11 protein-coding genes are annotated in these 14,943 nt (G+C 68.0%); 4 read left to right on the forward strand and 7 right to left on the reverse strand.

What is annotated here, in order from left to right:
- Window positions 1–7: 7 nt before the first annotated feature.
- The 4 genes from OG884_RS19970 to OG884_RS19985 are packed head-to-tail and all read right to left on the reverse strand — an operon-like array spanning window position 8 to window position 5,849.
- Window positions 8–442 (reverse strand): roadblock/LC7 domain-containing protein, encoded by a 435-nt coding sequence (locus tag OG884_RS19970; protein ID WP_326635033.1) that lies wholly within the window; start codon window positions 440–442, stop codon window positions 8–10.
- A complete protein-coding gene (locus tag OG884_RS19975; protein WP_326635035.1) occupies window positions 439–3,354 on the reverse strand; it encodes a sensor histidine kinase in 2,916 nt (971 codons plus the stop codon). The genes OG884_RS19970 and OG884_RS19975 overlap by 4 nt, the downstream gene beginning before the upstream one ends.
- The gene (locus OG884_RS19980) at window positions 3,344–4,549 is read right to left on the reverse strand and encodes a hypothetical protein (protein WP_326635037.1); all 1,206 of its coding nucleotides are present in this window, start codon (window positions 4,547–4,549) and stop codon (window positions 3,344–3,346) included. The genes OG884_RS19975 and OG884_RS19980 overlap by 11 nt, the downstream gene beginning before the upstream one ends.
- On the reverse strand, window positions 4,542–5,849 hold the full coding sequence (locus OG884_RS19985) for an ammonium transporter (protein WP_326635039.1): 1,308 nt from the start codon (window positions 5,847–5,849) through the stop codon (window positions 4,542–4,544). The genes OG884_RS19980 and OG884_RS19985 overlap by 8 nt, the downstream gene beginning before the upstream one ends.
- Before the next feature lie 678 nt (window positions 5,850–6,527).
- Here OG884_RS19985 and OG884_RS19990 point away from each other — a divergent pair.
- A complete protein-coding gene (locus OG884_RS19990) occupies window positions 6,528–7,070 on the forward strand; it encodes a sigma-70 family RNA polymerase sigma factor (protein WP_326635041.1) in 543 nt (180 codons plus the stop codon).
- A gap of 249 nt (window positions 7,071–7,319) precedes the next feature.
- On the opposite strand, the gene OG884_RS19995 is transcribed toward OG884_RS19990, so the two are convergent.
- From OG884_RS19995 to OG884_RS20005, 3 genes are all read right to left on the reverse strand, one after another.
- Window positions 7,320–7,619, reverse strand: a complete 300-nt coding sequence (locus tag OG884_RS19995) for a hypothetical protein (RefSeq protein WP_326635042.1) — start codon at window positions 7,617–7,619, stop codon at window positions 7,320–7,322.
- A 64-nt stretch (window positions 7,620–7,683) separates the two neighbouring features.
- Window positions 7,684–9,348, reverse strand: coding sequence for an AMP-binding protein (locus tag OG884_RS20000; protein WP_326635043.1), 1,665 nt, complete (start codon window positions 9,346–9,348; stop codon window positions 7,684–7,686).
- A 75-nt stretch (window positions 9,349–9,423) separates the two neighbouring features.
- Window positions 9,424–11,073, reverse strand: coding sequence for an AMP-binding protein (locus OG884_RS20005; protein ID WP_326635044.1), 1,650 nt, complete (start codon window positions 11,071–11,073; stop codon window positions 9,424–9,426).
- A 347-nt stretch (window positions 11,074–11,420) separates the two neighbouring features.
- Here OG884_RS20005 and OG884_RS20010 point away from each other — a divergent pair, with 347 nt between their 5' ends.
- From OG884_RS20010 to OG884_RS20020, 3 genes are all read left to right on the forward strand, one after another.
- Complete coding sequence (locus tag OG884_RS20010) at window positions 11,421–12,194, forward strand: enoyl-CoA hydratase-related protein (RefSeq protein WP_326635046.1); 774 nt, start codon at window positions 11,421–11,423, stop codon at window positions 12,192–12,194.
- Between the two features lie 195 nt (window positions 12,195–12,389).
- Window positions 12,390–13,130: an IclR family transcriptional regulator gene (locus OG884_RS20015; RefSeq protein ID WP_326635048.1), complete on the forward strand. Its 741-nt coding sequence runs from the start codon at window positions 12,390–12,392 to the stop codon at window positions 13,128–13,130.
- A gap of 693 nt (window positions 13,131–13,823) precedes the next feature.
- Window positions 13,824–14,858: a TRAP transporter substrate-binding protein gene (locus OG884_RS20020; RefSeq protein WP_326646956.1), complete on the forward strand. Its 1,035-nt coding sequence runs from the start codon at window positions 13,824–13,826 to the stop codon at window positions 14,856–14,858.
- Window positions 14,859–14,943 lie beyond the last annotated feature (85 nt).

Consider the following 14,943-nt stretch of genomic DNA (forward strand, 5'->3'; position numbering starts at 1 on the left):
TACCCGGTCAGATCCGGACCGTCGACTTCAGCTCGTCGATGAGCTGAGGCGTCAGGACCGGCCCGGCCTGATTGGAGAACATCGCCATCTCGAAGGCGAGATTGCCGAGATTGGCCTCCTTGCGGGCAAGCACGCCTAGCACACAACCCCGGCCGATATTGCTGACGAGCACGTACCCGCCGTCGAGATCAATGATGATCTTGTTGGTTTCACCCAGGCCGTAGAGCCCGGACGCGCCATTTGCCAGGCTGGCCAACGCCGAGACGATGGCGGCGAGACGATCCGCGTCGATCCGCCGCATCTCGTTTGACATCGCCACCAGCAACCCGTCGGTGGACACGGCGATCGCCTCCGCTACCCCCGCGGTGTCGCGGGCGAACCGATCGAGCAGCCAATTGAACTGCTGTGCCTCGTTGCTGACCGGGTACGCGGGAACAGTCATAATGAGCTCCTGTTCGGATCGGTGCCTGCCGCTCTGGCAAGGCCCTGTTGGAACAACTCCAGCCCGGCGCGCTCCGCCTCCGGGTCGCGGAGTCGCGGTGCGGGGGCGGGCGTCGACGCTGCCTGCGGCCCGGCACGCCAGGCCCCGGGACTTTCCGGTGTGCCACGCACCGACTCGGCGAGGTGCTGGCCCGGGATCCGCCGGCGCAGCCCACCGCGCTGCTCACCCACCGTCGCTGACGGAGGCGCTGACGGAGGCGCTGACGGAGGCGCTGACGGAGGCGCTGACGGAGGCGCCGGCTCTGGCGTCCGCGTCTGCCGCTCCGGGTAACCCGGCCGTGTCGGGCGATCCGGCCCGCTCGCGTGGTTCGGCTGGCTCGCGTGGTTCGGGTGGCTCGCGTGGTTCGGCCGGCTGTTTCGGTCGGGCTTGGCCGGGCCGCCACCCGCCGGTCCTGCACCTGCGGCACCAGGCACAGGAAATGAGCTCCTGTTCGGATCGGTGCCTGCCGCTCTGGCAAGGCCCTGTTGGAACAACTCCAGCCCGGCACGCTCCGTCTCCGGGTTGCGGAGTCGCGGTGCGGGGGCGGGCGTCGACGCTGCCTGCGGCCCGGCACGCCAGGCCCCGGGACTTTCCGGTGTGCCACGCACCGACTCGGCGAGGTGCTGGCCCGGGATCCGCCGGCGCAGCCCGCCGCGCTGCTCGCCCACCGTCGCCGGCGGAGGCGCTGGCGGAGGCGCTGACAGAGGCGCCGGCGGAGGCGCCGGCTCTGGCGTCCGCGTCTGCCGCTCCGGGTAGCCCGGCCGTGTCGGGCGATCCGGCCCGCTCGCGTGGTTCGGCCGGTTCGCGTGGTTCGGCCGGCTGTTTCGGTCGGGCTTGGCCGGGCCGCCACCCGCCGGTCCTGCACCTGCGGCACCAGGCACAGGAGCGGCGGTGCTCCCACCCACCGCCGCAGGCGGAGGGATCGATGTGTCGAACCATTGAAAGTCCGCGGACGGCTCCAGCACCGGGACCGGGGCCGCCACGTCGGCGGCCTGCTGCCGATGCTGAACGGCGGCCATGGCCGCAGGCGGTCCGTGGACCTCTGTGCGGAGCAGTAGCGCCGCGGGCACCACGATCTCGACGGTGACGCCGGTCGGGACGGACGGCAGCAGCCGCACGGTCATTCCGTGCCACCGGGCCAGCCGGCCCACCACGAAGAGGCCGAGCATCGTGGTCGGTGTGACGTCGAGGCGCTCCCGCGACACGAGGCGACGGTTCTCCTGCTCGAGCCGCTCGGCCGACATGCCGACGCCTTGGTCCACGATCCGTATGTGGCAATCGCCGTCGAGCCTCGCCGACAACTCGACCGGCACGTTCGGTGGCGAGAACACGGTCGCGTTCTCGAGCAGTTCGGCGAGCATGAGCGTGAGGTCGACGACCACTCCGGCCTGCAACACCACGTTGTCGATGGTGCCGAGGACCACCTGACGGTACCCCTCGATCTGTGCGGCGGCGGACCGTACGATCTCATGTAGCGGGGCCGGCATGCTGAGCGGCCCGGCGTCGCGCTGCCCAGCGATCACGAGCAGGCTTTCCGCGCTGCGGCGCAGCCGTGTCGTCAGATGGTCCAGCCGGTACAGGTGCGCCAGCCGCTGCTCGTCGAATTCGTCGCGCTCAAGCGAGTCGATGCTTGCCAGCTGCCGCTCGACGAGGCTGCGCGTGCGGTTGGCGATGTTGCTGTACATGACGGCGACGTTGCGCCTGCTCGTCACCTGCTGCTGCATCAGTAGCGTGGCGGTGGCCTGCACCCGGTTGAACGCCGAGGCGAGCTCACCGATCTCGTCCGCGGAGCTGATGGTGACGGCCGCCAGCCGCGGCGGGTCCTCATCGGCGTCGGCGACGTCCGTGTCGTGCACGCGTCGCAGTTCGCGGGTGGCGAGGTCGGCGACTGCCGTCGCCGCGAGCGTCACCCGGCGCAGCGGCCGGTCGACCGAGCGGCTGATCAGCGAGCCCAGCCAGACGACCGTGGCCAGGAGCGCGCCGACGCCGACGGCGACGCCGACCGCCGTGTCGGTCGCGGTGCGGGCGCGTGCGGCAGCCAGCCGGCCGATGTCGGACACGACGGCCATCTGCGCGCTGTACCGCACCACGGCATCACCCTGGGCGATCGACAGTGCCTGCGCCGCACTTGTCGGTGGGCCCGACCTGCCCGGGGTTTCGTTGTGCGTCAGTGCGGCGATCGCCGCGCCGCTCCGCAACGCCGACGGACCCGTCTCGGTCGCGGCCAGGATCGTGACGTGCCGCGGGATCGCCTGCCGCTGAAAGCGTTCCCAGTGGCTCTGCACCAGCGTGGCGGAGTCCCTCGCGAGGAGGCCGGCCACAGTCTGGTCGCCGACCGCCACCAGCAACGCCGCCACGCCGACGCCGGCCTCCTCATCGAGCCGCATCAGCGTGTCGAGGGACGACAGTTCCCGCTGCCCTATCACGTCGGCGTCCGGCTGGTCGGTCAGCCGCAGCTGGTTCAGGAGCGTGACAACCGTGTCATGGTACACCCGAACGACCCGGGACGGCTCCGCGTCACGGCGCAGGACCGCCTGACGTACCTGGCGTACCTTGCGCAGCGCGGCGACCGAGGCACGACCCTCTGGAACCGCCGCCGCCGCCTCATCGGCGGTGTGCACCTGGCTGACGAGCGCGGTCCGGCCGACCCGATCGGACAGGACATAGGCCAGTGCCAGGAGCCGTTCGCGCTGCAGTTCGGCGACGGCGACCGCGGTGGTGTGGACCCGCTCCGCGCTGTGTTGCACGGCTTGCGCCGCCCGGGCGTCGTCGACCCGCTCGACGACGCCCGGGACGCTCGCCGCCGTCATGGCGGCGACCGCGATGAGCAGCAGCAGCCCGAGTCTCTGGGTGATCCGCAGGTTAAGGAGCATCGCCGGACCCATCCGACGGCCGGACCCGCACCCCGCGGCCGACATGCACGAGTTCCTCCATTGCCAGCAGCTCCCGCGCGTCGACCTCCGGCAGGTTGATCGAGAGCGACGCGACATCCGCAGTGGTGGTATCGGCGGTGCCGTCGACTTCGTCGTCGTGGTACCTGGCCGGGATCGACCGGTACAGCAGCAGCCCGCCCAGCACCACACCGGCGATCAGCATCGCCAGTTGCTGCAGGTGCTGCCAATCGACGTCCTGCTGGTACCGCTGCAGCGCCTGATCCAGCGCGGCGAACGCCGCCGTCGCCAGCGCCGTGGCCGATTCGCGGACCCGCTCGGCGCGCTTCGCGGCGTCGGCCGCGCCGGTCAATGAACGGGTCTGTTCGAGGACCGCGGGCGCGGCGAGCCGGCCCGCGTCCTTGCGGAACTCGTCGAGCGGCCCGGCGACGTCGCGCCCGACGTCGCGCCCGACGGCGCCCTCCGGCGTGGCCGCGAGCAGCACGATCCCGGTGTCGAGGGCCTCGACCGCCGACGCGACCTCCGACCGGGCGACGGCGACCGCGAGCGACGCCCGCTCCCTGGCCGCGCCGGTCGCCCCGGCGTCCAACGCCAGGCGGTCGGCGATCTGCCCGGCGCCGATGACGACGGCCGGGAGTCGCTCGACGACAAGTTCGGCCAGGAAACGGTGATACAGGTCCGGATCGGCGTCCAGCCGCGCGGTCGCACCCGCCATGCGCAGCAGGTCGGTCGCCAGCACGATCGCATCGTCGTAGCGCTGCACTGAATACGGACCCGACGGCTTCTCGGCCCCCAGCGCGTCGGCCACGGCGCGCAGGTCCACCGACCGCTGCCGGATTTTGACGTCAGCGGTCTGCCCGGCGGTCGACACCGCGGCCGCGGCGTGGGCGATGGCATCGACGTTGACGGGTGCCGTGTGCGCGGCCGCTGTCCTGGCCTGGACCAGTTCGGTCAGCAGCTGCGTCGTCGACCGCAGCAGCGGTACCGCCTGCCGCGCGGTCCGCGCGGCCGCCAGGTGATCCGCGGTGGTGCTTCGGGCCTCGTGCAGCAGCAGTCCGTACAGTGTCGTGAGCATGGCCAGCAGGATGAGGTTCGCGACAATCCGCGAGCCGCGCCGCGGGCGGCGGCGGGCGCCGACCGGCCGGTGGTCGGCAGGGTGCGCCACGTGCTCAGCCATGGTTCGGCACCCGCGTCGCGGCCGTCTCGTTCGGCACCCGCGTCGCGGCCGTCTCGCTGGGCGCCTGGATCGCATACGCGGACTCACCGTGCTGGAAGAGGTCCAGCCCGATGACCTCGCCCCGTGGGCTCACCCGGTTGCCGAACATACGATCGGCCAGTACCACGATGAGCAGCGTGACGACCGCCGAGTAGACGACCGCCGCGCCGAGGGTCAACGCCTGGACGCCGAGCAGGCGGTAACCGCCGCCGTAGAAGAGCCCGTTGCTCGCCGCCGGGTTCACCGAGGTCGTCGCGAGCAACCCCACGGCCAGCGAACCGACCGCGCCGCCGCCGAGATGCACGGCGGCGACGTCGAGCGCGTCGTCCAGCCCCAGCAGCGCCTTCAGGCTCACCGCGAAATGGCAGATGACGCCGGCGGCCGCACCGATGGCAACCGCGCTGAGCGGTGTCACATAGCCGGCGGCCGGGGTGATGGCGACGAGTCCGGCGATCGCGCCCGACGCCGCGCCGAGCGTCGTCGGCTTGCGGACCCGGATCTGTTCGGCACAGGCCCACGCCATCAAGCCGGCGGCCGCGGACACCTGCGTATTCGTCACGGCGAGAGCGGCGATCCCGTTCGGGGCCAGCGCAGAGCCGCCGTTGAACCCGAACCAGCCGAACCACATCATGATCGTGCCGAGCAGCATCAGCGGCAGGTTGTGTGCCCGATGCTGGACAGCGGGCCAGCCGGTGCGCCGGCCGAGGACCGCGGCGACGACGAGTGCCGCGACGCCGGCGTTGACATGCACGACCGTGCCGCCGGCGAAGTCGAGTGCGCCGAGCCTGCTCCCCCAGCCCAGCGGCGAGAAGAACCAATGCGCGATGGGTGCGTAGACCAGCATCGACCACAGCGCGACGAACGTGATGTAGGCGCTGAACCTCCAACGTTCCGCGCCCGCGCCGGTGATGAGCACCGGGGTGACCACCGCGAACATCATCTGGAAGACGGCGAAGGCCAGTATCGGCACACCGTCGATGTGCATGCCGGGCACCGTCTGGGCGAGGTCGCGCAGACCGGCAAGGTCGAGTCCGCCCACGAAGCCGTTACCCGCGCCGAACGCCAGCGAGAAACCCACGAGCACCCACAGGACGCTCACCGTCCCGATCGTCATGAGGCTCTGCATGATCATGCTGAGGACGTTGGACTGACGGATCATGCCGCCGTAGAAGAACGCGACGCCGGGTGTCATGAGCAGCACCAGCGCTGCGGAGGTGAGCAGCCATGCCGTCGATCCGACATCCAACTGAGGTTGGTCCACCGCGATTGCCTTTCCCGCCTGCCGGTCGGACGCGACCGGGTGCGGCCCACACAACGTAACCCACGCTCTTGTCGTTCAATACGAAGACAAACTGTTACATGGCGGCCACGCCCGGCTTCTGTGGTCGTGCCACACGATGAGGCCGGTCTCGTCGAGGTACAGGACCTGATCCGCGTTGTACGTCGCCAGGTGCGACGGCCACGTCATGTTCATCCGGCGGTATGTAATGCCGTCCTCGACCCACGGATCGCCCTCGGTGGTCAGGAACCCCGGCATCGTGAAGGAGAACGGCCGCGTCGGGTACGTCCACCTCGACGTTGCCACAGTTCAAGGCGTCGTAGAGGGCGCCGTGACCGTGCCGATGTTCGGGCGTCAGCGTCAGATCGACCAGCGCATCGGTCCCGGCGGTCAGGCAGTCATACACGTTGGTCCGAAACCGGGACAACACGGTCATTGAACCGACTCGGGTGACATCGTCCACCAAGTTGTGGAAAGAACACAATTTCTCACATGTCTTAATGGTTTAGGGTGCGGTGCGCTCGCGTTTTGCTGCGCACTGCTCAACGGGTGCCGTGTCCGGCCCCACCGAACCTTGCAATGCTGGAGCCAATTGGCGATGGTCAGAAACAGTCAACGATTCTTGCGGATTCCACTGTTCCGGCGCGGCGGAGTGTCCCAGTGACCGTGGTCATCAATGAGTGCGCCGCGACGCGTGGCGCGTCGCCTGCCGACATACGCATGGCCACGCTGCATGCACATCACGCGCCTTCGCTGTACCGATTCCTGTTACGGCTGGCGCTGGGCGAGCCGTATCTCGCCGAAGATCTTCTGCAGGAGACCATGCTGCGGGCGTGGCGGAACATCGAGGACGTGCCACACGGCTCCGAACCGGAGCGGCGGTGGCTGTTCACCACCGCCCGCCGGATCGCCATCGACGAGGCCCGGGCCCGGCAGGCCCGGCCGACCGAGACCGGCGCCACAGACCTCGCCCGGCTACCCGAAGCGGACGACGCGATCGAACGACTGGTCATCATCCACACCATGCGTGAGGCGCTGCCGAAGGTGAGTGACGCCCAGCGCCAGGTGCTCGTCGAGATGTACTACTTCGGACGGTCGGGCGCCGAAGCGGCGCAGCGGCTCGGCATTCCCGAGGGAACCGTCAGATCGCGGGCGCACTATGCCTTGCGGGCGCTTCGCGCGGCGCTCGGGCTCGACGGCTGACCATCGCGGGCCCGCCGTCCTGCTCGACCCGGTCCGGTCTTCGGCGTCGTCGCCGGAAACCGGACCGGGTCGAGCATCACCGAGCGGTCACATTCATGCGCGTACCGTTACTCGATCGCGATCAGTCCCGGACGTAGCCCTCTGTCGCAATCCGTGACTGCTTCACACACTTTGCGGCTGAGTCGCACGCACCTGGCCATTGACGCGGTGCAGGGGCTTCTTCGTTTTTTGATCTTGACTTTCCGTCGGTCACGGACGGCCTTGATCCGGAGGAGTCAAGAGCTGCGAGGTCGGGGAGGTGATCGCGAGCGGCACCGGCGCCTCCAAGCCCTGGCTGCCTGGTTGGCGAGTGCTGACTTCGACGTAGATGGTTGCGATGATGACGAGCAGCGCGTAGGAGCCGGCGATGGCCAGGGCGAAGGTGCCCCGGACGGTCGGCTCGCGCTTTCCCGGGCTCTCCACCTTGCTTGCCGGAGGAGCCTTGACGGTCACCCGGCTGCCCCACCCGGTGTAACGGGTCTCAACGCTGAGCTGCCTGTCCTCCGCCACTGCCGCACTGACGTGGGTGCTCCCCGGATAAACAGCGATCAGCCGCTGGGGGAGTTGGGGCGCGCTACGGCAACGGCCTCGGTAGCAAATGCCCGCGGTCGTGCTTGACGAACTCCTCCCGCAGCGCGGACCGGTCCGCGGCGGTCAGCGACATGTACGTGGTGCTTCGGGCGGGTGTCCACCAAACCGGGTCGGCGGTCTCCCAAACCGTTCGGCGCAGCGGCGCCTTGTTGACCTTGTTGGTGCCCGTCTGGGCGATCGATTCCGTGACCCGGACGAACCGGGGACGCCACTTGGTGCCGAGGTCCTTCTGGTCGCCGAGGAACCGCTCGAACGCCTTCGGGTCGAATGCCCGACCCTCCGGGAGTTGGACCGCGCACATGACGTTGTCGCCGGTGTGGGGATCGGGGACACCGTAGACCACCGCGGATGAGATGCCGTCGTACCGGCTCAGGATGCGTTCGATCGGGGCCGCCGCGAAGTTCTCCCCATCGACCCTCAGCCAGTCCGAGGTGCGGCCGGCGAAGAAGAAGTAGCCGCGCTCGTCGCGGAAGGCCAGATCCCCCGACCAGTAGTCGTCGCCGCGGACGCGGTCCGCTATGGCCTCGGGGTTGTGGTAGTAGCCCTCGAAGGCCTTGACTCGATCGATGCCGACGATCTCGCCGATTGCCTCGTCGGCGTTGAGCAGGCGGCCGTTCTCGTCGAACTTCGCCAACGGGCACTCCTCGCCCGATTCGTTCAGCACCTTGATGACCTGGCCGGCAGCGGGCAGGCCGAGCGAGTTGGGCGGCGCGTCCGGACCGGGAAAGATGCTGAGCACCCCTTCCGTGGAGCCGTAGGACTCCCAGATCCGGCATTGGAACCGGTCCCTGAATTTGACCATGTCGGCCGGAGAGGCTTCGCTTCCGTAGGCCACCTCGAGCGTGCTCAGCCGATCCCTGGGGTCCTCCGCCGTGGCCAGCACGTAGTTGATCGCACGGCCCACGTAGTTCGTGAACGTGATCCCGTGCTCGTGGATGTCGCGCGCGAATCCCGACGCGGAGAACTTGCGGCGCATGACGATCGTCGCCCCGGATCGGACCGAGGGCGCCAGATTGGTGAAGATCGAGTTACCGTGAAAGAGGGGCATGCACAGATAGGTGATGGTGTCACGATGCACCCCGATCCTGTCGCCCAGCACGTGTGCGCGCCTGGTCATCGCGCGCTGCGAGGAGATGACCGCCTTCGGCGCACCGGTCGAGCCGGAGCTGAAGAGCAGGAGAAGCATGTCCTCGGCGGCCGGTGACCCGGCGGGCAGCGGTGCGCCTCGGTAGGGGCGGAGGTAGTCCGCGTACTCGGCGGTGTCGACGTTCAGGACCCGCCGCACGGACGGCAGCTCGGCCCCGGCGATGAGCGAGAGATGCTCATTCTCGGTGACCAGGAGGTCGCAGTCGGTGTGGCGAATGTCCTGCGCGAGCTCCTCGCCGCGTCGGGTCGGGTTGATACCGACGATGACAAAGCCACCCAGCCCGGCGGCGAGTAGCCAGAAGGCGAAGTCGGGCAGGTTCTGCAGCAGCACCCCGACGTGCACCTGCCGGCGGTCGCCGGCGGGGCGGATGTCGCGGATCGCCGCCGCGCGGTCCGCCGCTTCCTGCACCGTCTCCCGCCAGGTCCAGGCCCGGCCCTCGAAACGGAGTGCCACATGGTCATCGCTCGAGCGAGCCCGTACCAATTCCGAAAATGGACCCACAAGAACTCTCCTCGTACCAACGCACCGGGCAGAAACGTCACCCGTAGAACTATCAGATGAGTGTTTGCCGGCAAATCAGGAGGTGGTCGGCGCCACCTGCCCATCCGCCGATCCCGTGGTCCGGTCGGCGGGCGGGACATCCGTGGCACGACGAAGTGCCATCTTGTCGATCTTCTCGTTCGGCGTGCGGGGAAGCCGTTCGAGGACTCGGACGTCGTCGGGCAGCCAGAACTTGGGTACGGAGCCGACGAGCGCGCTTCGGATCCGCGCACCCAGCGATTCCACATCGGCGGACTCCCGTGCCACCACGTACGCGACCGGCCGTTCGCCCCATTCGGGATGGGGGATGCCGACGACGGCGCACTCCGTCACGCCGTCCACCTGAAGGATCGCCTCTTCGAGCCGGCGCGTCGCGATCCATTCGCCGCCGGACTTCACGAGGTCCTTGAGTCGATCGACGATCCGCATGTATCCAGACTCGTCGATCGAGGCGACGTCGCCCGTGCCGAGCCAGTCATGCGACTCCCCCTGCCAGGCCCCCCACAGATAGTCGTTGATGATCCATGGGCCGCGGCAGTTCAGTTCGCCCGTCGACCGGCCGTTCCACTCGACCGGTTCCCGGGTCTCCAGGTCCCGGAGCTCGAACTCGACACCGGCCACCGGAACGCCCTGAGCGCTCTGGGAGTGGCGGCTGGACTCGGGGTCGAGCCAGCTGCGCGGACGGGAGACCGCGGCGATCGGGGAGGTCTCGGTCATGCCCCAGACCTGGATCATCTGCCCGCCGAGGTCGGCGACGCGATCCACGAGAGCGCGATCCACCGCGGAACCGCCTGAGATCATCCGAGTGCCGGCCAGCGGAGTCGGCGTCCCGGCGGACCTCAGTGCCTCGGCGACCCGGTGAACCACCGTGGGGACCGCGCCGAAGCAGGTGACCTTGTAGGACTCCACGAGCTCCGCGAGGAACGGTCCGTCGCCCGCCCTGCGCCCCGGCAGAACCATCGAGGCGCCGGCGAGCAGCGAGGCGTACGGCAGCCCCTGGCTGTTGGCGTGGAAGAACGCGGCGGCGGGCAGGACGACGTCGGCCTCGCGCACACCGAGGGTGTCCGCTCCCAACGCCATCATCGCGTGCAGCATCTGGGAACGGTGGCTGTAGACCACCCCCTTCGGCATGCCCGTCGTTCCGGAGGTGTAGGAGACAAGCATCGGCTGGTTCTCGTCCAGCGTCGGCCAGTCGAAGGAGGTCGGCTGGGACGTGGCGAGCTCGTCGAGCCCGGGACAGTCGCAGTCCGGTGCCGCGGCGCCCGACCGGAGCAGCGTCATCTCGCCGCCGGCGTGTGCTCGCAGCGAGTGCGCGAGCTCGGCCAGGTCGGCGTCGAACACCAGCACGCTGATCGGAACCTTCGCGAGCACGTGGTGCAGGTGCTCCACGGAGGAGCGGGGATTCAATGGGACGACGACGTCGCCGACGGCCGACGTGGCGAGAATGACGCCCAAGTGGCGATCGTGGTTCCAGGCGAGGGTGGCGATACAGGCACCCGGCTGCGGTGCTGCCTGAGTGAGCACGGCGGCGTACTGTGCGCTCATCGCGAGCAGGTCACCGTAGGTCCGGCAAACCATGTTCTGGCGGTCGTCGACCGTCCAGTACTTCTTTCCGGAAAAGAGGTGACCCATTCGCCACAGAAGATGACTGACCGTCAGACCGTCGCGCCCGATCTCTGGCCGCATGTGAACTCCTCGAATGTCACGATCTCGCGCCGTGTTGATTACACCGGATCGCCTTTGATTTCTGGGAATTCGTGAGTTGGCCGTTCCCAATGGGCACAGCGTAGATGCGGGCGAGTGGGCCGGGCAATGCAGACTCCCGGAATACATTTCCATCACGCGGAACGGCCCCGGCGCACGGCGGGTCCTTGCTGCGGCCAGGCAATGCGGGTTCCCGGAATTCATTTCCGCTGCACGGAACGACTGATGCACGGCGGGCCTTGTAATCTGGCGAGCCGGAGTGAAATCTTTATCCCGGTGTCTTCCTTGAAGGCGAAGAACGAGCAGCGACAGCACGAGAGGAATGCGGAATGGCCGACTTTGAGTTCTTGGACGTGACGTGCCGGGAGGAGGTGGCCACCGTCCTGATGCGGCGACCGCCGGTCAACGCCGTGCATGGGGAGATGTACCGCGAGATCAAGGAGGTGTTCTCCCGGATCGAGGAGTACGCGCCGGAGGCTCGCGTGGTCATCCTGACGGGTGAGGGCCGGCACTTCTGCGGCGGCAACGATCTCGAAGAGTTCCGCACCATGACGCCGCAGAACTCACGGCCCCGGATGCAGGCCGTGCGGGAGGCGTTCTGGGCCATCTACGACTCGACGCTCCCGGTCATCGCCGCCGTCCAGGGCGTAGCCGTCGGAACCGGTGTCGCGCTCGCGGCCTCGGCCGACCTCGTGGTGGCCGCGCAGGGCGCGAAGTTCAGCCTGCCGGAGATCCAGGTCGGTGCGATGGGCGGCGCGAAGCACCTGTCCCGGCTGGTCCCGCAGGGTGTCGTGCGCCGGATGCACTTCACCGCGGACATGGTGCCCGCCGAGGAGCTGGTGCAGTACGGCGGCATCGTGAGCGTGGTGCCGGTGGAGCGGTTGCAGGAGGAGGCCTTCGACCTCGCCCGGCGGATCGCCCGGCACAGCCCGGTCGCGATCCGGGCCGCCAAGCGGAGCCTCAACCAGATCGAGTACATGGACCTCAAGTCCGGGTACCAGTTCGAGCAGGGGCTCACCGGTGAGCTGGCCGGGACCCACGACGCGAAGGAGGCGGTCGCAGCGTTCTTCGAGCGCCGCGAGCCCCAGTACATCGGCGAGTGACCGTCGTCGGGTCGAATCCGCCGGCCGCATTCGACCCACATCGTACCCGGCGGAGCCGCGCGATCGGAAAGGCCTGCCTCGCCTTGGGCTGAGGCCCGACTGGGCGGGGGCGAGCGATCATGACGGGAACGTTCCACACCGGTCATGACGTGGGGCGTCTTCCAATGCTTCAGAGGACATCTGTAGCATGCAGCCATGAGCGGCATCAACCAACCCATCGAGGCGCTCGCCCGTGGACTTCGGGTGCTTGAAGCCCTCTCCAGGTCTTCCGGAAGCATGGGCAACGGCCAAATCGCCCGTGTGACCAATCTGCCGCCCTCCACGGTGTCCCGCTTGACCGACAGCCTCGTGCGTCTCGGTTACCTGCAGATGGATTCCACCTCCGGGGCCTACAGTCTGACGGCGAAGAATCTCCAGCTGGGATATCCGGTTCTCGCGAACATCTCGATTCTCGGCCGGAGCCAGCGGGTCCTCAACACGCTCAGTGCGGACACCGGTCTCACCTCCGCGTTGGCGATCAGGGACGGCCTGTACCTCGCGACCGTCGCCACGGTACGCGGCAGACACCCGCACTCGGTCAGCCTGGCGGTCGGTGGACGACTCCCGCTCGCTATCTCCGCGTCCGGCATCGCTCTCATATCCGGGCTGGAGGAGCCGCACAAGACCAGGCTGGTGAAGGAGATCCGCGCCGATCTCCAGGCACGCGGCAGGAACGTGAGCGACTTCGACAGCCAGCTCAAGGCATGTGAGGAGACGACGGTGGCCGTCAGCCGGGGTGCCTGGCACGACGACATCGGCGGCATGGCGATGCTGATACGCAGCGGCGGCCAACCGTACGCGTTGGGAGTCGCCTTCAGGTCCAACGGCACTTCCGCCGAGCTCGGCAAGCTTCCTGTGCAAGCCCTCCGACGAGCCGCGGAGGAGCTTGCCGACTGAGTGCACGGTCGGTTGACGCCATGGTCGGGTCCGGTGCCGTTGTCTTCTCCGGTTCCCCATGTCGCCGCGCAGCGGGTCGGTGAGGTCGCCCCTGACCGACGACCAATCATGCGATCACTAACCTGACCGCTTACCAGGCCGACCCTGCCCACCTGGCCGACCGTCTGCACGGCCACTGGGGTGTCGGAGCCTTCCACCATGTCCGTGACCCCGCACGCCCCTTGACCGTGACCGCCCTCGGCGTTCAATTGATCGCGACCGCCCTCGGCGTCCAACGCGGCTAAATCAGATATCCCACTACTTTGCCGGGCCTGGCGGTTCCCATTCGACCCGGAGCCGCGTTTTCATTCCACAGAGCGGAAAGAGATTCCAGGCGGGATGTTGTGCGCCAAGCACCGGCCCCCTACGGTTGCGGCATCGAAAGTAAGGCGGCTTGTTTTTCGGCTTCGTGGTAAGGATCTTGCGGCCCGATGAACGGGATCGGACGGGTTCGACATCGAAGGATCTTGCGGCCCGATGAATGCGATCGGACGGGTTCGACATCGGGCCAGAGGAGCTCCCGCGGAAAAGATCGGTACGCCTGAGCCAAATTAGAGAACGTCAATGCGAATGGTTTGTCGCACCCTGTGCGGAAGGAACATGAGGAAATTGAAAAGAAGAACTCTTCTTGGAGTGGTTCCGGCGTTGAGCGCCATGCTGGTGCTCAGTGCGTGTGGTGGTGGTGGCGGCCAGGCCAAGGGCGGTGCCGGCGAAACCATCACGATTAAGCTGGCCACCCCCACCGCCGGGTCGCACCACTGGTCGAAGAACGCCCTTCTGCCGTGGCAGAAGCTCGTTGAGGAGAAGACCAACGGCCGGGTCAAGGTGCAGCTGTACGAGGGCGGCACGCTTGGAACGTTCAACTCGGTCCTGACCGACCTGCAGGGTGGTCTCTACGACGTCGGCATGGTGGTTCCCAGCTACTTCATGAACTCGAAGATGTACCCGCTGAGCATCCTGACGCTCGCGTTCGCGTACCCCGATCCGGCCACGGGCGGCAAGATCGGCGCCGAGTTCTTCCAGAAGAATGCCGACAAGGTCAAGATCGACGGTGTCCGCAACCTGGGCGTCGCGGTCTCCGACAGCTACGTGTTCTTCTCGACGAAGCCGATCAAGACCCTCACCGATATCAAGGGCATGAAGATCAGAGCCCAGGGCGCGGCGGACGCCGAGATCGTCAAGGCATGGGGGGGCGTGCCGGTCAACGTCCCCGTCCAGGAGAGCTACGAGGCGCTGCAGAAGGGTGTCGTCGAGGTCTCCCCGTACAGCTCCGTCGGTGCGCTCGGTCTCAAGATCCATGAGGTAGCGCCGTATTTGCTCGACACGAAGGCGTGGGGCACCGTCACCGTGCCGGCGATGAGCGAGAAGTTCCACGCCTCGCTGCCGGATGACCTGAAGAAGGTATTCGACCAGGAGCTCGGTCCGAAGCTCGCCGAGCTGATGCAGCAGTCCTACATCAAGGAGGAGGACGCCGCACGGCAGCAGCTCCCCGAACTGCTGAAGAAGAACGGTGGCGACTGGCTGAGTGTCAGCAGCGCCGACCTGGCCCAGTTCAAGGCGGGATCCCAGAGTCAGTGGGACGTCTGGATCAAGGACGCCAACAGCAAGGGCTACGACGGTCAAGGTCTTGTGCGCTCATACCTCGAGCTGATGTCGGCAGCGGGCGCCGAGCCGCCCGTCAAGGGCTGACAGACAGGACGGAGTGGACGGCTCGGCAGTCCGGGCAGCCGCCGGACGGGCGTCAACGAGTCGAACTCAATGGCGCCAGGTCCGG

The sequence above is a fragment of the Streptosporangium sp. NBC_01755 genome (assembly GCF_035917995.1).
Classification (GTDB): Bacteria; Actinomycetota; Actinomycetes; order Streptosporangiales; family Streptosporangiaceae; genus Streptosporangium.

Bases quoted from the DNA above. Each gene is read 5' to 3' on its own strand.
- OG884_RS19970 (WP_326635033.1), bottom strand. From the start codon at position 442: ATGACTGTTCCCGCGTACCCGGTCAGCAACGAGGCACAGCAGTTCAAT.
- OG884_RS19975 (WP_326635035.1), bottom strand. From the start codon at position 3,354: ATGCTCCTTAACCTGCGGATCACCCAGAGACTCGGGCTGCTGCTGCTC.
- OG884_RS19980 (WP_326635037.1), bottom strand. From the start codon at position 4,549: ATGGCTGAGCACGTGGCGCACCCTGCCGACCACCGGCCGGTCGGCGCC.
- OG884_RS20005 (WP_326635044.1), bottom strand. From the start codon at position 11,073: ATGCGGCCAGAGATCGGGCGCGACGGTCTGACGGTCAGTCATCTTCTG.
- OG884_RS20010 (WP_326635046.1), top strand. From the start codon at position 11,421: ATGGCCGACTTTGAGTTCTTGGACGTGACGTGCCGGGAGGAGGTGGCC.
- OG884_RS20015 (WP_326635048.1), top strand. From the start codon at position 12,390: ATGAGCGGCATCAACCAACCCATCGAGGCGCTCGCCCGTGGACTTCGG.
- OG884_RS20020 (WP_326646956.1), top strand. From the start codon at position 13,824: ATGCTGGTGCTCAGTGCGTGTGGTGGTGGTGGCGGCCAGGCCAAGGGC.